We start from the raw sequence: 16,575 nt of genomic DNA on the forward strand, positions 1-16,575 counted from the left end.
AGACAGGCGGAAACCCAGCCGGGACAGGCGGGGAGACAGTCCTGCCGGCGACCCTACGAAGCCGCCACCAGCCGCCCGGCAAACGCCTCCAAACCATCGGCAAAACGCCCGACGCCCGCGGCGAAGTCTCGCAACGCGGCCCGGTCGACGTCACCGCCTTCCCGCAACGCCAGCTCCATCCGCTCCCCCTGTTCGCCCACCTCGGATTGCCCGAAGACGTTCACGCCGCCCAGCACGTGGTGAATCCATCCCGCGACCTCATCGCGATCCGCGCGAGCCGCTACGACATCGAGGCTCGTCAGCGCATCCCGCGTCGCATGCACACCCGCCTGAATCACGCTGACGACGTTGGCGTCGGAACCGAACGCGCGGCGCATGCGATCCATGTCGATTCCGAGGTCGGGCACGCTGACCGAAGGCGCCATCGCGTGGTTGCCGTCATGCGTGTCGTCGAGATGGACGTCTAGGTCGACACGACCCCGCGCGCCAAGCCAGCGCGCCACGGTCTCATGAAACGCCTCGAGCCGGATCGGCTTGCGAAGAAGGTCGTCCATGCCTGCCGCGAGGCAAATCTCCCGCTGATCCGAGCGTGCATCGGCGGTCATCGCGACGATGGGCAGACGCCGCGTGCCACCCGCCTCGCGCAGGCGCACCTCGCGCGCCACGGCATAGCCGTCCATGCGGGGCATGTGGCAATCGACCAGCAACAGATCGTAGTCGCCGACGTCGAGGGCCTCGAGCGCGGCGACACCGTCGTCGACCACATCGCACCGGTAACCCCGAAGCGCCAGCTGCACGCGGACGAGCTCCTGGTTCACCGGATGATCTTCCGCCAGCAGGATGCGGGCGTCGCGAGGGGTGGCGGCGACAGTGGCCCTGTCGTCGACCTCCGTATCCTGCGACAGCGGCAGCGTGGTGACCGGCAGCTCGAGCGTCACCGTAACGACGGTGCCCCGTCCCGGTTCGCTCTCGATCGCGATGTGCCCACCCATGCGTTCCACGAGACGCCGCGAAATCGCCAGGCCGAGGCCCGTCCCGCCGAAGCGGCGGGTCGTCGACGACTCGGCCTGACTGAACGGGGCGAAGACATGCCGAAGCTTGGCCGCATGAATGCCGATACCGGTGTCGCTGACCACGAAGCGCAGGCGCTGGCGCGCGCCATGTTCTTCGTCGACGTGTAACGCCACGTTTACGGCGCCACGCGCCGTAAACTTGATCGCGTTACCCAGCAGGTTGAGCAGGACCTGACGCAAGCGCCCGTCGTCGACCATCAGCGCAGGCGCCAGGGTCTCGTCGAATGTCACTTCGACGCGCAGTCCTTTCGCCTCCGCCTGCGCCGCCATGATGGCGACGGCGCCCTCCACGATGGCGCGTGGATCCGCCGGCCGCGGGTCGAACGTCAGATGACCGGCTTCGATCTTCGAGAAGTCGAGCACGTCGTCGAGGATGTGGAGCAAGGCCTCCGCCGAATGCTCGATGGTCGACACCATCTTGCGCTGCTCCCGATCCAGCGGCGTACGCTCGAGCACGTCGAGCAGGCCGATCACGCCGTTCATCGGGGTGCGGATTTCGTGGCTGATCGTCGCGAGGAAATCGCTCTTCGCGCGGGTCGCGGCTTCCGCTTCGTCACGTGCATGGGCGACGCCGCGCGCGGCCAGTTCCTGCGCGGTCACGTCGACCCAGTAGCCGTTCCATCGCACGCTGCCGTCTGCCGCGGCCAGCGGCACCGCATCGGAGCTGAGATAGCGCGTGCGCCCGCCGACCTGGGCGCGAACGGTGACGTGCAGCGGCGTGAGTTCGCGGGCGGATCGTTCGAACGCTTCGCGCAGCGCTTCGCGATCCTCGTCCGGCACGGGCGCCAGCATGGTTTCGCCGCCGGCGAGCAGCTCGCCCGGCTCCATGCCGAGAATGCTTTGCGGATCGCCGCCGACATACGCCATCGCATAAGCGCCGTCGACGCCGCGGACCGCCTCGTAGACCACCGCGGGCACATGCGCCGTGACCTCGGCGAGACGCCGCTCGGTGCGTTCGCGTCGGCGCGTCTCGCGACGCAGATTGAGGTACGCATAGCTGATCGCGATCAGCGAAGCCAGCAACACCGCGACGAAGGGCAGCACACGTCCCGCGATTTCACGCCATGTCGGTCCCACCACGTAGTGGGAGGCGAACCAGGTGTTGCGGATCTCCTGCTGCCGGTGCGTCGACAGGTTGACCAGCACACGGTTGACCAGCGGAACCAGCGGCGCGAGTTCACGCCGCACACCGATGGCGATCGCTTCGTTGTCGCCGGTGGGAGCGGCCACCTTCAGCTGGCCGAGGAAATTTTCGCGGATGAGGTAATCGACCGAGGCCAGATTGCCAACGAACGCATCCCCCTCACCGGCCGCGAGGCGGCGCAGGCCGTCCGCCTCGGTATCGACGGAGACGATCTGCACGCCGGAAATGCGCGAGAGCAGCCGCCGGATCGGCTCGCGCGTGGTATTACCCAGAACGCGTTTACCGACCAGATCGTCGCGGCCAGCCACTGTGGGCGAGCCCTCGCGCGTCACGATCATGATCGGAAAGTCGAGGTAAGGCACGCTCGGTTCGAGGAACGGCGCCGTCGCACTCTGCGGATTGATGGCCGCGACGAGGTCGACATCGCCCCGATGCACCCGCTCGACCGTGCCCGCCCAGTTCTCGCTGGGCACCTGAGTGACGCGGATACCCAGTTCGGCCGCGATCTCGCGCACGTAATCCAGCGAAAGGCCCTCCGCCTCACCCTGCCCCGTGATCAGGCTGAAAGGCGCATAGCTGGGGTCCACCCCCAGACGCAGAGGCGGCAGCGCCTGCAGCCAGTTCTTCTCCTTTTCACTGAGAGGGATACCGGCCTCCCTCGGCCGCGGCGCGATATCCCGACCCACCCAGCGCGCGCGCAGGCGGCCGTGATCCGCGGCGGTGAGCTCACCCAGGGCGTGGTCCAGCGCCCGCCCCAGCGGAGCACGCTCGGCAGGCACAGCGAAGGCCAGCGCGCTGATCGGCAGCGCCAGCGGTGCCCCGACGCGAAGCTCATGATCCAGCCGCAGGCGCGAGACGAACTCGCGTGCCGAATACGGGTTGTCCAGGTACGCGTTGACGTCACCGCTGCGCACGCGCTCCAGCGCCTCGGCCGTCGAGGCGGTCTCGACCAGAGTCGTCTCAGGCAGCTCGCGACGCAAGGCCGAAATGTCGAAGTAGCCGGTATGGACGGCCAGGCGCTTGCCGACCAGATCGCCGGGACGGTGCACGATGGGCGCGTCCACCCGCTCCACCACCGCCGGGAGCGATTCGAAGTAGGTCGCACCCACACGAATGCCGGGCATGCCCTGTTCCAACGGCGTGACCGACGTGGCGACATCGATCTCGCCCTTGGCCAGGCCCGCCAGGAGCGCCGGCCAGCTCGGGTATTCGCGGGTCTGCAACGTGACGCCGAGCTCCGCGGCGATCTCGCGCAGGTAGTCCGGGCCCAGACCTTCCAGTTCACCGTCACGAAGCTCCTCGAAGGGGGGATAGCCCTCCGGGTAGGCGCCGACCGTGAGTACGGGGTGGTGGCGGAGCCATTCGGCATCCTCCGGACGCAACGGCACGTCCGGGGTGGCCATCGCCACACTGGCAAGCACAAACAAAATTAACGGGAGCAGGCGTCGGATCACGTGGGAGGCTTCGTCAAGGTAACCTTCTGGGCATAATCGGTTCGAAGCTCAATGTGTCGCAACGTATTCAGGAGAACGCAAGGCATGCCACTCAAGGTCATTCTGGCAGACGATCACCCCCTCGTTCTCGTTGGCGGGCGGCTTGCGCTCGAGAATGCGCATATCGAAGTGGTCGGTGCGGCGAAGGCGGCCGACGAACTTCTGGCCATGCTCGCCGACCGCGAATGTGACGTCGTAATTACGGATTTTCTCATGCCGAGCGATCGGCAGGACGACGGATTCCCCCTTCTCGAAGCGATCGCCAAGGATTATCCGCATATCGCGCTGATCGTCCTGACCATGATCAACCGCCCCGCCGCTCTTCAGTCGATGCTCTCACGCGGCGCACGCGGCATCGTCGACAAACGTGCCCCGATGGACGAGCTGGCCACGGCCGCACGTGCGGTCTCCGACGGCGAAACCTACCTCAGCGAAACCCTGCTCGACATCCTCAACGAGGCCGACGAGAGTTCGGTCGCCATGCCGGGTGCGCCGTTGTCACCCCGCGAGACGGAAGTCATCCGCGCCTTCGTCAACGGCATGTCGCTTCAGCAGATCGCCGACCGCGAAGGCAAGTCGGTCAAGACGATCAGCCGCCAGAAGCGGGATGCCATGCGCAAGCTGGGCGTCGATCACGACAGCCTGCTCGGCGACTACGTGCGGGATCACGGACTGAGCTGAGCGCTTTTCGCTAAAGCGGTGGCGGGTAGACCCGCCCCGCGCGCAGCGGCTGGAAACACGGCGCCGTGGTGTAGAACGACGCCTCCCCCGTATCCGCGTGCCAGCCCGGCACGCCGGACACCGGCAACGGCCGAAGTTCCTGCGGATCGTTGAGAACGGCACCGCTGTGAATCGCCTCGGCGCAGACGGCACGCGCATCGCGCCCGTCCATGACGACCAACGCCTTCCCCACCAGCAGCTTCTCCGGCGTCAGGGCATGCTCGAGCAGCGCATGGCCGAACACCTCGACGCTCGCTTCGCCGCGCAGCCAGGCCTCGCGATGCGTCCAGAACAGCGTCGACCAGTCGTGTGCATCCCAGGCGCGCAGCATGGCCGGATCGCGCAGCGAAACGATCATCCCCGCCTCGTCGAAATGCGTCAGCGCGCACTGCGGACGTGAGCGCTCCCGCGGTCCCATGCGCGCGATCTCATCCATCTGGCGCGCGTTGAGTGCACGTTTCAGCGCCGGGTAGCGCAGCCAGATGAGCGCGTTGAACAGGTCGTGCCAGTTCTCGGCACGCGTGGCTATCGCGCCTTTGCGGGCGATGCGCTCTTCGTAGTGCAGTCCGTCGTCGAGCAGGGCCTTGTCCTGCGTGGCGAAGCGCACGTCGGAACCGGGCGGGAGCAAGGCGTTCAGCGGCGCGGTACCGGGCCACGTATCGCCGTCGAGGAGCGACGTGTAATCGCCCCAGGCGGAAAGCGGCGGCGACGCGAACACGCTCCGATCGAGCGAATGCCGCGTCGGTGCCACGTAACGCATGGGACTTAAGCCAGACGACCGTAGAGGTCGTGGGCGTCGGCTTCTTCGACGACGACGTCAACGAACTGGCCAGGCTTCAGCAGCTGGCCGTCGTCGATACGCACGGCACCGTCGATTTCCGGCGCATCGGCGCTGGAACGCCCCCAGGCGCCATCGGTATCGATTTCGTCCACCAGCACCTTGATCGTCCTGCCCACCTTGCGCTGCAGCTTGGCGGCGGAAATCTCGGCCTGCACCGCCATGAACTGCTCGAGGCGGTCTTCCTTGAGTTCTTCGTCGATCTGACCCGGCAGATCATTGGCCCTGGCGCCGTCGACCGGCGAATACGCAAACGCGCCCACGCGATCGAGTTCGGCCTCACGCAGGAAGCCGAGCAGTTCCTGGAACTCCTGATCGGTCTCGCCGGGGAAGCCCACGATGAACGTGCTGCGGATGGTGAGATCGGGCACCTGACGACGCCAGTTCTGCACGCGCTCCAGTGTCTTGTCGACGTTACCCGGGCGCTTCATCAGCTTGAGGATGCGCGGGCTGGCGTGCTGGAACGGGATGTCGAGGTACGGAAGGATCTTGCCGTCCGCCATCAGCGGCATGATTTCGTCGACGTGCGGATACGGGTAGACGTAGTGCAGCCGGGTCCAGATGCCCAGTTCGGACAGGCCCTCGCACAGCTCGGTCATCCGCGTACGGTACGACTTGCCACGCCATGCGCGCTCGGCGTAGCGCACGTCGACGCCATAGGCGCTGGTGTCCTGCGAGATCACCAGCAACTCCTTCACGCCGCCGCGGGCCAGCTTCTCGGCTTCCATCAGCACCTGGTCGACCGGGCGGCTGACGAGGTCGCCACGCATCGACGGGATGATGCAGAAGCTGCAACGGTGATTGCAGCCCTCGGAAATCTTCAGGTACGCGTAATGCTTGGGCGTCAGCTTCACGCCGGTGTCGGGCACCAGATCGAGGAACTTGTTCCGCGTCGGCGGAATGGCCTGATGCACCGCGCTCATCACGCTGACGTAGTCCTGCGGGCCCGAGATGGACAGGACGTCGGGGTAGCTCTCACGGATCAGCTCCGAACGCTTACCCAGGCAACCGGTGACGATTACCTTGCCATTCTCGTGAAGCGCCTCACCGATGGCATCGAGCGATTCCTGAACGGCCGAATCGATGAAGCCGCAGGTGTTGACGACGACCGCGTCGGCCTCGCCGTAGCTGGGCACGATCTCGTAGCCTTCGACCTTCAGCTGGGTGAGGATGCGTTCGGAGTCGACGAGGGCTTTCGGACAGCCGAGGCTGACGAAACCGACTTTGGGAGCGGCCTGGGACATTGCCGTGGGTACCGGGGGTATAGGAAGCCGGGCATTATAGCGGGTTGGCGGGCATGCGGCCGGGGGGCCCTTCACGTCTCGCCCCAAGGCTTTGTGGCGGCCCGAATCTCCTGAATCAACACCTCGGTGTAAAGCTTAATGAAGGTCCGCTTCCGAAACGACGCGTGCCCTGCCTGGCGCGCTATTTCCAAATGGCCGACCCGGCTTGAAGCGTAGGGCCTTCTTTTCGATGAGGTGCCACGAGGCAGCGGCCAGAGCAACGGTTACGGGCACGGTGATGGACAGCAGTTCAAGGTAAGGCGTTTCCCGCCCCCAAAGTGCAACTCCTATCTGCTGCACGGGCCATGCGTATATATAAATGCCATAGGAGAGATCTCCGACTTTTGAAATGTTTCGCAGACCAGCCCATGACCGCACGCCGATCGCAATTGTCAGTGACGGAACGACGAAGGCGAGCCCAAGATTGGTCTGATCAATGCGGATGAGTGCGTAGCCGATGACCAGGGATGACAGGGTCGGCAGGGGTTTGCGGAGGTACGGACAGGCCCGCAACAGACTTCCTGCAGCGAAGAAGAGCCCGAAGTCCGCGAGGAAACTCTCTCCGGACTGAAGACCTGAAAGCGCGAAATACCCAAAAATTCCCACGACCAACACGATGGAAGGACGTCGCGTTGCGGTTCCGGCAACGATAAGTAGTCCATAACAATAGACCTCGTACGGAATGGTCCAGAGTGATCCGTTGGGGAGGTGCTTTGGGTTCTCAGGAAATCCCGTCAGTCCAAGCGCAGCTATCACTGCAAACGTCAGCGGAATTGATATGCAAAGAGCCGGCACCATCCGAAGGGCACGACGAGCGGTAAAGCGCAGAATGCTAGGGTCTTTCAACCAGCTGGATGTGACCAGATAGCCGCTGATTGAGAAAAAAATGAGCACGCCGAGGTTACCGAACGAATGATCCCCCAGGAACATTGGCTCCACGCGTCCGGACAGAGCGAACTGATGGCTGATCAGCACGAGGAAGGCGCCTGACAACCTTAGCGCGTCAAAATTGTTGCGCTGTCCATTGGTCATATCCTCGTCCCCCGCTGCGAACACTCAATATGCCGAGCTTGGTTAACGACGCGTTACCTGTGAGCCGACGTATGAGTCGGTCAGGGAGAATGACTGTGCCGACGAGCAGCCGCAAGCTGCGATATTGCGTATCAGCGCGCAGGATATGGAACGCAAAAACTTACTGCCGAATATGGGCATCATCGGTTGACGATGCGCTTATAGCATCAGGGTCGAGATTGCGCGCATCGGGTGTTCTGCGGCCCGCCTTGATCTCTCGCGCTCTTCAAGCCTCACATCTAGTGACCTGCTTTAGGCCGATACGACATGGATGCTAAATGACTACGAAATGTAATCACGCCCTTGCCAGCGTCGCGCTAAGTATCATGATGCTTAGCTCGGGGATCGCATTTTCTTACGATGACAATAATCCAGTGAACCTGCCTCTCAACAGACAGTGACGCCGCAGCGCGAAATTGACGAGGCGCGGGCGCCTATCAAGTCCGATGCGGACTTACAAAGATATCTGATCACCGAACAACCTTCTTCTCCGTTAAACCAATTAAGTCCAGAAGGTAAGGCGAGGTTTCTGGCAAGCCTGCATTTCGGCGACAAAGCACTGGGCAGCTACAATTATCAGGCTCTCGAGACTGAGCTAACAGCGTCGCAAATCTACGATATCCTGAGCTTGTTCGGCGCACAGGCGACCACCCGGCTTATTCCTGGAGCGATGGTTCAAACCAGCACCGATTCGCTCATCATGAAGCCTCAGGCAATAAATCGCCCGTGTGGCCCCGGCATTGACTCATGCGACTCAGGGGGCGGCGACGGCGACACGGATTACGAAGGGTATGGCTGTGGTCGCCCGCACACCTGCATTGTTGAGCCGAACGCTATCTGCATGCATAGCTGCTGACTCCAAAGGCTTCCGGGCGCGCAGTGCACGCCCGGAAGCCTGAATTCGACCTCCGCCTCGATGGAGATTCAGCATTGCCAGCGCGCAAGTACGCACTAAGCCTGCTAACGATCATTGCCCTATGTGGAAGTGCCACAGGCGTAATGGCTTTCGCCCAGGAAACGCCCGCAGTACGACTTCGGGCACTGGAAAATTACGAGCACGCACGCATAGTCGATCAAACGCCTGAGGATCAGCGCAACCACCTGATCGTCGCTGAGTACGACCGCCTGTTCCCCTACAGCGCGGCCACGCTACCGTCGATGTCGGATGATGAGCTTCGATCCGCGTTCAGCGCGTCGTATCTCGCCGCCTTTTTTGCGATGGACCGGCGGCTCACGTCCGAAGTCGAAGCTTATCTCCATGCGCTAGAGCAACGGGGTATCGTTTCCGGTAAAGACTTCGTCAAGATGCACGATATCTTTGTCGCCACCCGAATGTTCGATCGCGCGAATGAGATAAAGACGAAGTATCCGGATCTGAACATGGAGAAGGCACCTACCATCATCGGCAGGTCGCCCGTTCGCAAGCCGAGCAGACTGGTGCCGACGTCTCAGGACGACTCCCTGACCTATCAGCCGGTTAACCTGAAAGGAAGGGTACTGGTCGTTATCGCGCATCCGTTGTGCCACTTCTCCGTCAACGCGATCAAGGCAATTTCGGAAGAACCCGCGTTGAGTTCGATATTCAAAGGCGCCGTCTGGCTCGCACCTCCTGGACCGCGCCTCAACCTTCCAGAGATAAACAAGTGGAATGAGGATCACCCGGCTGCCCCATTAGCTTTCATGGACCAGAGAGAAGACTGGCCCATGTTCGATGCCTGGGCCACCCCGACGTTTTATTTCCTCAATAACGGAAAGGTCGTGGCAAAAGTGGAAGGCTGGCCACCCGCCAAGGGCATGAAGGACTTCTACCAGTCCGCCGCCCGGTGGAAAGCTGCCCGCTAAGCGAGCATTGGCACGGAGGTACCGGACAGGCCTTCACGCACATCCCGCCGACATGCGGCCGGGTTACCCTTACGGGTATTCCTACCATCTCCGGAGATTCGCCCCATGGGCCGTACCCTGATCCTCGACACCTCACGCCCGCACGAAAGCATGGACGCCTACCTCGCCGAGCCGACCGGCACCCCGAAGGGTGGCGTCGTGGTGATCCAGGAGATCTTCGGCGTCAACGCCCATATCCGCAGCGTGGCGGACCGTTTCGCGGCCGAAGGCTACGTCGCCATCGCGCCGGCGCTGTTCGACCCGGTCGAGAAGGATGTCGAGCTTGGCTACGATCAGGACGGTATGCAGAAGGGCGTCAAGCTCATCGGCGAGTTGGGTCTTCTGCGCCCGATGCAGGATGTGGGCATCGCCGCGAAGCTGATCGCCGACCAGTACAAGGTCAAGGTCGGCACGGTGGGCTACTGCTGGGGCGGTACCGTCGCGGCGCTGGCGGCCCTGCGTCTCGGCTTGCCCTCGTCCAGCTACTACGGCTCGCGCAACGTACCCTTCCTGAGCGAACCGGCCAAGGCCAACGTGATCTTCCATTTCGGCGAGCGCGACCACTCCATCCCGCCCGAGATGGTCGAGAAGCACCGTGAGCTGAAACCGGAAATGGATACCTGGGTCTACCCGGCCGACCATGGCTTCAATTGCGACGCACGCGCCAGCTACGACGAGCCGAGCGCAAAGCTGGCCTGGGAACGCACCCTCGCCTTCTTCGCCCGCGAACTGGCATGAGCGAGGCGTTCGACCTCGATCCGCGGCTCGCCGGTGACACCCTCGTCGTCGGCGACCTCCCTCTCAGCCGCGTCCTGCTGATGCGGGACGCGCGCTATGCGTGGCTGGTGCTGGTGCCGCGGAGAGCGGGGCTGGTCGAGGTTTCGGATCTTCCCGACGAGGAACGCGCCCTACTCTGGCAGGAGGCCGGCCTCGCCGGGAGCGCACTTCGTGCCGTGGCACCGTGCGACAAGCTCAATATCGGGGCGCTCGGGAACATCGTGCGCCAGCTCCACGTCCACGTTGTCGCCAGAACCGAGGGCGATGCGGCGTGGCCGGGGCCGGTATGGGGGTTTGGCAAGGCGGAGCCCTATGCGGACGGTGAGGCGGAGAAGCGGGTCGAGGCGTTGCGGGAACTGCTCGGCCTGAGCTGATGCCGCACCACCCATCGCCAGCAGGGCTGGCTCCTACAAGAGCCGGGGACAGCCGAGACGGCGCCAGCAAGAACAAAAAAGCCCGGAGGCGCGAGCCTCCGGGCTTTTTTCGAGCAGAAGACCTGAGGGCTTACTGCTGCGTCTGCGGGTCGTAGGCGCCGCTGGAGGCTTCCTTACCCTGCATGCGGTCCGGCAACGCGGCCTTCTGCGGGGTGTCCTCGAGCTGGCGTGCCTTTTCTTCCACGGCGTTCAGGCGGGTGAGCTCGCCCTTCTTGTCGTAATACACGGCAAAGCCATAGTCCAGCTGCATGCGGGCCATGAAGCCAAGATGGATGTCGCGGATCTTGGAGTCGTCGCTCGGGATCAGCAGGACCGTCTTCGGCAGCTTGCCCTGGTCTTTCAGGTAGGCGAAATGGCTGCCGGTATCGGCGGCGGAAAGCACCGCGTTGTCCACGACGAACTGGCCGCTCTTATAGGCCTTGATCGTGACGTCGAACTGGCCCTGCTCTTTGGCGACGGGGTCGTTCTTCGTGGCACCGCTGTGGCAACCGGCGAGCACCAGCATGCTGGCGAGGAGCATCGCCGCGGCGGCGCGGGACAGGAGGTTGGGAACTCGGATCATGCGGTGTCTCCGTGGATCGGCGTTTCGTGAAAGTGGGAAGTTTACCCCGCGCCCCTATCGGGCGCGGATGCGACCGGAAGGCCGTTCAGGTACTCGGCAGGGTGACGCCGCGCTGGCCCTGGTACTTGCCGCCGCGATCGGCGTAGGACACCTCACACTCCTCGTCGGATTCGAGGAAGAGCATCTGGGCGACGCCCTCGTTGGCGTAAATCTTTGCGGGCAGCGGCGTCGTGTTCGAGAACTCGAGGGTGACGTGGCCTTCCCACTCCGGCTCGAGCGGCGTCACGTTGACGATGATGCCGCAGCGGGCGTAGGTGCTCTTGCCGAGGCAGATGGTCAGGACCTGACGCGGAATGCGGAAGTACTCGACCGTGCGCGCCAGCGCGAAGGAATTCGGCGGAATGATGCAGACGTCGGATTTGACGTCGACGAAGCTGCGCTCGTCGAACGCCTTCGGATCGACGATGGTCGAGTTGATGTTGGTGAACACCTTGAACTCATCGGCGCAACGGACGTCGTAGCCGTAGCTCGAGGTGCCATACGAGACCAGCCGGTGACCGTCGCGCTCCTTGACCTGACCGGGCGCGAACGGCTCGATCATGCCGTGCTGCTCGGCCATGCGGCGGATCCACTTGTCGGACTTGATGCTCACGTACTTGTCTCCCTCGCTGGAGCCGGAAAGGTATAGGAACGTCGTCGAAGACGCTACTTTCAGGTGTTCTGGATGACGATCTTGGGGAAAGAGATCGCCTTGTTACGGGCCTGCAGGGACAGTTTCGCCGCCGTGGAACGCGCGATGGCGCGATAACGCCCGGCCAGATCGGATTCCGGGATCGCCGCCACGGTGGGCTTGCCGTCGTCCGACTGCTGACGGATGCGGATGTCGAGCGGCAGATCGCCCAGATAGGCGATACCGGCTTCTTCCGCCATCCGTGCGCCGCCGCCGTGGCCGAAGATGTGCTCCTCGTGACCGCAGTTCGTGCAGATGTGCGTCGCCATGTTCTCGATGACGCCGAGCACCGGCACCTCCACCTTGCGGAACATGCCCAGCGCCTTGCGCGCGTCGAGCAGCGCGATGTCCTGCGGCGTGGTGACGATGACGGCACCGGAGACCGGCACCTTCTGCGAGAGGGTCAGCTGGATGTCGCCGGTTCCCGGCGGCAGGTCGATGATGAGGTAATCCAGGTCGTCCCAGCGCGTGTCGTTCAGCAACTGCATCAGCGCCTGGGTGACCATGGGACCACGCCAGATCATGGGGGTGTCCTCGTCGATCAGTACGCCGATGGACATCGCCTGCAGGCCATGGGCGAGCATCGGCTCGATGCTTTTGCCGTCAGGAGAAACCGGTTTTCCTGACAATCCGAGCATGCGCGGCTGGCTGGGGCCGTAGATATCGGCGTCCAGGATGCCGACCCGGGCGCCTTCGGCCACCAGCGCCAGCGCCAGGTTCACTGACACCGTGGATTTGCCTACCCCGCCCTTGCCCGACGCGACGGCGATGATGTTCTTCACCCCAGCCATGGGAGACAGCTGGCCCTGCACCTTGTGGGGATGCACGCGCCAGGTGACCGACACGGCGGCCGAGGCGATGCCCGGCTCGGCCTCGAGGGCCTGGCGGGCCTGCTCCGCCGCTTGTGCGACATAGCCCACGGCGGGGTAACCGAGCTGGATGTCGACGGAGACACGGTCGCCATCGACGCCCACCGCACGCACGGCGGCGCCGAACGGCTGTCCCGAGTGCGGGTCGATAACGCGGTCGAGGACACCGCGGACGAGGGATTCGCTGGGCTGGGTCATGAGGAGAGTTGAGCAAAATCGAAGATCGCCCATTATGCCAGCTAGCGTGCCTCGACCGGGCCCGCACGTTTGCGCGGGGCCCGGGGGCCGCAGCCTTGCCTCGTGGCGCGATGCAGCTTGACGGGGCTGCCGCCGCTCGTCAGGCTCCGGCCGTACCTTACCGTATGGGGAGCACCGCCATCCTATGAAGTCCCTGATCCGCACCGTCGCTGCCCTCGCCCTCGTCGCGAGCGCCCTCCCCGCCTTCGCCGCCACGGATACCCCGGTCGGCAAGTGGAAGACCATCGACGACAAGACCCACGAAGTGAAGTCGATCGTCGAGATCACCGAGCACGGCGGTCTGCTGGAAGGCAAGGTCGTGGAGGTGCTCAAATCCGACCACGGTCCTCACCCGGTCTGCTCCGAGTGCGATGGGGAGCGCAACAACAAGCCCATCGAAGGCATGACCATCATGTGGGGCCTGAAGAAGGACGGCGACGAGTGGTCCGGCGGTCAGATCCTCGACCCGGCCAAGGGCAAGATCTACAAGGTGACCCTGAAGCTCGAGGACGGCGGCAAGAAGCTCGATGTGCACGGGTATATCGGATTTTCGCTGATCGGTCGCAGCCAGGAATGGGTGCGGGCGGAATAATCAAAGACATCGCGCGCAAGGCGCGCTCCTACGGGGGCGGGGGCCAGGGGCCCGTCGCCCCCTTCGCATGCCATAATCCCCGGTCCCAAAGCAGACCGCGATCCTCATGGCCCGCCGCATCCTGGTTACCAACGCTCTACCCTACGCCAACGGCCCGCTTCATCTGGGCCATATGCTCGGCTACATCGAAGCCGACATCTGGGCGCGGGCGCAGCGAATGCAGGGCAACGAGGTCTGGTATGTCGCCGGTGAGGACGCCCACGGCACGCCGATCATGCTGGCCGCCGAGAAGGTCGGGCTGACGCCTGAGGAATACATCGCGGGTATCCGCGCGTCGCACGAAGCGGATTTCACCGACTTCCACTTCAGCTACGACCAGTACCACACGACGCATTCCCCGGAAAACCGGGAAATCGCGACGGACATCTACGTGCGCCTGCGTGATGCCGGGTATATCGCCCGCCGCGACATCCAGCAGCTGTATGACCCCACGCGTGACATGTTCCTGCCGGACCGCTACATCAAGGGCACCTGCCCCAACTGCGGCACGCCAGACCAGTACGGCGACAACTGCGAGAACTGCGGCGCCACCTACGCACCGACCGATCTGATCAACCCGTACTCGGTGATGTCGGGCGCTACCCCCGTGCTGCGTGACTCCGAGCATTACTTCTTCGAGCTCGGCAAGTTCGAGCAGCTGCTGCGCGACTGGTTCGCGGGCAAGTACACCGACGGTAAGCCCACCGCCAACAGCAGCGTCGTCGCCAAGCTGGCGGAATGGATCGACGGCGGCCTGCGTGACTGGGACATCTCGCGCGATGCGCCGTATTTCGGATTTCCGATCCCCGACGCGCCGGGCAAGTTCTTCTACGTGTGGCTCGACGCACCGGCGGGTTACCTCGCCTCGTTCAAGGCACTGTGCGAGCGCAAGGGCATCGTCTTCGACGACTTCCTGCGTGCAGACAGCACCGCCGAAATGCACCACTTCGTCGGCAAGGACATCATCAACTTCCATGGCCTTTTCTGGCCGGCGATGCTGCACGGCGCGGGTATGCGCGTGCCAACCGCGCTGCATACCAACGGTTACCTGACGGTCAACGGCGCGAAGATGTCCAAGTCGCGCGGCACCTTCATTCAGGCGCGCACGTTCCTGGACTCCGGCCTCGACCCGGAAGCCCTGCGCTACTACTTCGCCACCATGCTTGGCCCGCAGCCGATCGACGTCGACCTTGACCTCAAGTCGTTCGAGGAACGCGTCAACTCGCATCTGGTCGGCAAGTGGGCGAACATCGCCAGCCGTACGGCGGGCTTCCTGCACACGCATTTCGCCGGCAAGCTGTCCGATCGCTTCGACGACGAGGCGACCGCACTGTGGAAGGACCTCCTGGCACAGTACGAAGGCATCGAAGCCGTCTACGAAGCCGACGAATATGCCGAAGCGACGCGCCGGTTTGTGTCGATGTCCGATGCGGTCAACGGCTACATCGCAGCCAAGGCACCCTGGGTGATCGCCAGGGACGAGGCGCGCCGCGACGAACTGCAGCAGGCCTGCTCGTTCGCGATCAACGCGTTCCGCCTGCTGTCCGGCCTGCTCAAGCCCATCGTGCCGACCACCGTCGCCGCCGCTGAGGCATTCCTCGGCGCGCCGATCGCGACGTTCGCCGACGCACGCCGCGAGCTGTTCGGCCACACCGTCAATGCGTTCTCGCCGCTGTTCGGACGTCTCGATCCGAAGAAGATCGCCGCCATGGTCGACGCCTCGAAAGAATCGCTGACTCCCGCTGAGCAGGCTCGCGAAGCCGCCGCGGAAGCCAGGCCCGCCAAGAAACCCAAAGAAGCTCCGAAGCCCATGACCGACGCCACCGCTACCGCCTCCACCGATACCGCCGCCACCATTTCCATCGACGACTTCGCCAGGCTCGACCTGCGTATCGGCAAGGTGACCGTCTGCGAGTTTGTCGAAGGCTCGGACAAGCTGCTCCGCTTCGAACTGGATGCCGGCACGCTCGGCACGCGCCAGATCTTCTCGGGCATCCGCGCCGCGTATGGCGAGCCGGAGAAGCTCGTCGGCCGCAACGTGGTCTTCATCGCCAACCTCGCGCCGCGCAAGATGCGCTTCGGTCTGTCCGAGGGCATGATCCTGTCCGCCGGTGACGGCGGTGCGGACCTGTTCCTCCTCGACGCCGACCAGGGTGCGGCGCCGGGCGCCACCGTCCGCTAAACACGACCCGGCAACGCGCCAGCCATGACGCCAACGCTCGCCGACCGCATCGACACGCTCCTGCCGCAGACCCAGTGCGAGCAGTGCGGTTTCCATGGCTGCCGCCCCTACGCGGAGGCGATCGCCGCCGATGAAGCGGGCATCGATCGCTGCCCGCCGGGTGGTGCCATCGGCATCGCCCGTCTGGCCGCCCTGCTCGATCGTCCCGTGGTGCCGCTCGATCCGACGCATGGCGTGGAGAAGCCGCGCACGCTCGCGCGCATCGTCGAAGCCGATTGTATCGGCTGCACCAAGTGCATCCAGGTGTGCCCGGTCGATGCGATCCTCGGTGCATCCAAAGTGATGCACACCGTGGTCAGCGATCTGTGCACCGGCTGCGAACTCTGCGTACCCGCCTGCCCCGTCGACTGCATCCGGCTCGATCCGATGCCGCTGGCACAGGCGGACGACCGCGAGCACGCCGACGCGGCGCGACGTCATTTCCAGCGCCGTGAGGCACGTCTTGCTCAGGAGCGTGCCGAGCGCGAACGCCAGCTCGAAGCGAACAAGGCCGTGGTCGCCGCGCCCACCGCACGCAACGCGGTCCTCGAAGCGCTCGCCCGCGCGAGGCTGCGGAAGAAGGACACTCCGTGAAAAAAGCCAACGTGGTC

The 16,575-nt window shown here is 64.2% G+C and carries 15 protein-coding genes; 8 read left to right on the forward strand and 7 right to left on the reverse strand.

The window, feature by feature from the left end; translation table 11 throughout:
* Positions 1-53: 53 nt before the first annotated feature.
* A complete protein-coding gene (locus tag J2X57_RS03825) occupies positions 54-3,620 on the reverse strand; it encodes a transporter substrate-binding domain-containing protein (RefSeq protein WP_309863946.1) in 3,567 nt (1,188 codons plus the stop codon).
* Positions 3,621-3,755: 135 nt separating this feature from the next.
* Between J2X57_RS03825 and J2X57_RS03830 the strand changes: the two genes are divergently transcribed.
* A complete protein-coding gene (locus J2X57_RS03830) occupies positions 3,756-4,391 on the forward strand; it encodes a response regulator (RefSeq protein ID WP_036114118.1) in 636 nt (211 codons plus the stop codon).
* Between the two features lie 10 nt (positions 4,392-4,401).
* On the opposite strand, the gene J2X57_RS03835 is transcribed toward J2X57_RS03830, so the two are convergent.
* The 3 genes from J2X57_RS03835 to J2X57_RS03845 form a co-directional block, all read right to left on the reverse strand.
* Positions 4,402-5,190, reverse strand: coding sequence for a DUF3025 domain-containing protein (locus tag J2X57_RS03835; RefSeq protein WP_036114120.1), 789 nt, complete (start codon positions 5,188-5,190; stop codon positions 4,402-4,404).
* A 5-nt stretch (positions 5,191-5,195) separates the two neighbouring features.
* A complete protein-coding gene (gene rimO / locus J2X57_RS03840) occupies positions 5,196-6,512 on the reverse strand; it encodes a 30S ribosomal protein S12 methylthiotransferase RimO (RefSeq protein WP_309863951.1) in 1,317 nt (438 codons plus the stop codon).
* Positions 6,513-6,647: 135 nt separating this feature from the next.
* The gene (locus J2X57_RS03845; protein ID WP_309863954.1) at positions 6,648-7,583 is read right to left on the reverse strand and encodes an acyltransferase; all 936 of its coding nucleotides are present in this window, start codon (positions 7,581-7,583) and stop codon (positions 6,648-6,650) included.
* 436 nt (positions 7,584-8,019) lie between these two features.
* On the opposite strand from J2X57_RS03845, the gene J2X57_RS03850 reads away from it, so the two are divergent.
* The 4 genes from J2X57_RS03850 to J2X57_RS03865 all read left to right on the forward strand — a co-directional run bounded on the left by J2X57_RS03850 (position 8,020) and on the right by J2X57_RS03865 (position 10,654).
* Positions 8,020-8,478: a hypothetical protein gene (locus J2X57_RS03850; RefSeq protein ID WP_309863957.1), complete on the forward strand. Its 459-nt coding sequence runs from the start codon at positions 8,020-8,022 to the stop codon at positions 8,476-8,478.
* Positions 8,479-8,621: 143 nt separating this feature from the next.
* Positions 8,622-9,464: a hypothetical protein gene (locus J2X57_RS03855; protein ID WP_309863959.1), complete on the forward strand. Its 843-nt coding sequence runs from the start codon at positions 8,622-8,624 to the stop codon at positions 9,462-9,464.
* 105 nt (positions 9,465-9,569) lie between these two features.
* Positions 9,570-10,241, forward strand: a complete 672-nt coding sequence (locus J2X57_RS03860; RefSeq protein WP_043693328.1) for a dienelactone hydrolase family protein — start codon at positions 9,570-9,572, stop codon at positions 10,239-10,241.
* Positions 10,238-10,654, forward strand: a complete 417-nt coding sequence (locus J2X57_RS03865) for an HIT family protein (protein WP_309863963.1) — start codon at positions 10,238-10,240, stop codon at positions 10,652-10,654. Before J2X57_RS03860 ends, J2X57_RS03865 begins: the two co-directional genes overlap by 4 nt.
* Before the next feature lie 130 nt (positions 10,655-10,784).
* Here J2X57_RS03865 and J2X57_RS03870 read toward each other — a convergent pair whose 3' ends face one another.
* The 3 genes from J2X57_RS03870 to apbC form a co-directional block, all read right to left on the reverse strand.
* Complete coding sequence (locus tag J2X57_RS03870) at positions 10,785-11,276, reverse strand: hypothetical protein (protein WP_036114138.1); 492 nt, start codon at positions 11,274-11,276, stop codon at positions 10,785-10,787.
* 85 nt (positions 11,277-11,361) lie between these two features.
* Complete coding sequence (gene dcd / locus J2X57_RS03875) at positions 11,362-11,928, reverse strand: dCTP deaminase (protein ID WP_036114141.1); 567 nt, start codon at positions 11,926-11,928, stop codon at positions 11,362-11,364.
* A gap of 59 nt (positions 11,929-11,987) precedes the next feature.
* Positions 11,988-13,073 carry an iron-sulfur cluster carrier protein ApbC gene (apbC, locus tag J2X57_RS03880; protein ID WP_309863971.1) on the reverse strand — a complete coding sequence of 362 codons (1,086 nt, stop codon included), beginning with the start codon at positions 13,071-13,073 and terminating at the stop codon, positions 11,988-11,990.
* Between the two features lie 184 nt (positions 13,074-13,257).
* On the opposite strand from apbC, the gene J2X57_RS03885 reads away from it, so the two are divergent.
* The 3 genes from J2X57_RS03885 (at position 13,258) to J2X57_RS03895 (ending at position 16,558) form a co-directional block, all read left to right on the forward strand.
* The gene (locus J2X57_RS03885; RefSeq protein WP_309863974.1) at positions 13,258-13,704 is read left to right on the forward strand and encodes a DUF2147 domain-containing protein; all 447 of its coding nucleotides are present in this window, start codon (positions 13,258-13,260) and stop codon (positions 13,702-13,704) included.
* Between the two features lie 106 nt (positions 13,705-13,810).
* Positions 13,811-15,925 (forward strand): methionine--tRNA ligase, encoded by a 2,115-nt coding sequence (gene metG, locus J2X57_RS03890; RefSeq protein WP_309863978.1) that lies wholly within the window; start codon positions 13,811-13,813, stop codon positions 15,923-15,925.
* Between the two features lie 24 nt (positions 15,926-15,949).
* Positions 15,950-16,558 carry an RnfABCDGE type electron transport complex subunit B gene (locus tag J2X57_RS03895; RefSeq protein ID WP_036114155.1) on the forward strand — a complete coding sequence of 203 codons (609 nt, stop codon included), beginning with the start codon at positions 15,950-15,952 and terminating at the stop codon, positions 16,556-16,558.
* Positions 16,559-16,575 lie beyond the last annotated feature (17 nt).

The organism is Luteibacter sp. 1214 (genome assembly GCF_031455395.1).
GTDB classification, from domain to species: domain Bacteria; phylum Pseudomonadota; class Gammaproteobacteria; order Xanthomonadales; family Rhodanobacteraceae; genus Luteibacter; species Luteibacter mycovicinus.

Coding starts and splice junctions, on each gene's coding strand:
- J2X57_RS03845 (WP_309863954.1), bottom strand. CDS start 7,583: ATGACCAATGGACAGCGCAACAATTTTGACGCGCTAAGGTTGTCAGGC.
- J2X57_RS03895 (WP_036114155.1), top strand. CDS start 15,950: ATGACGCCAACGCTCGCCGACCGCATCGACACGCTCCTGCCGCAGACC.
- J2X57_RS03865 (WP_309863963.1), top strand. CDS start 10,238: ATGAGCGAGGCGTTCGACCTCGATCCGCGGCTCGCCGGTGACACCCTC.
- rimO (WP_309863951.1), bottom strand. CDS start 6,512: ATGTCCCAGGCCGCTCCCAAAGTCGGTTTCGTCAGCCTCGGCTGTCCG.
- J2X57_RS03830 (WP_036114118.1), top strand. CDS start 3,756: ATGCCACTCAAGGTCATTCTGGCAGACGATCACCCCCTCGTTCTCGTT.
- J2X57_RS03860 (WP_043693328.1), top strand. CDS start 9,570: ATGGGCCGTACCCTGATCCTCGACACCTCACGCCCGCACGAAAGCATG.
- J2X57_RS03855 (WP_309863959.1), top strand. CDS start 8,622: ATGGCTTTCGCCCAGGAAACGCCCGCAGTACGACTTCGGGCACTGGAA.
- J2X57_RS03885 (WP_309863974.1), top strand. CDS start 13,258: ATGAAGTCCCTGATCCGCACCGTCGCTGCCCTCGCCCTCGTCGCGAGC.
- apbC (WP_309863971.1), bottom strand. CDS start 13,073: ATGACCCAGCCCAGCGAATCCCTCGTCCGCGGTGTCCTCGACCGCGTT.
- J2X57_RS03835 (WP_036114120.1), bottom strand. CDS start 5,190: ATGCGTTACGTGGCACCGACGCGGCATTCGCTCGATCGGAGCGTGTTC.
- J2X57_RS03870 (WP_036114138.1), bottom strand. CDS start 11,276: ATGATCCGAGTTCCCAACCTCCTGTCCCGCGCCGCCGCGGCGATGCTC.
- J2X57_RS03825 (WP_309863946.1), bottom strand. CDS start 3,620: ATGGCCACCCCGGACGTGCCGTTGCGTCCGGAGGATGCCGAATGGCTC.
- metG (WP_309863978.1), top strand. CDS start 13,811: ATGGCCCGCCGCATCCTGGTTACCAACGCTCTACCCTACGCCAACGGC.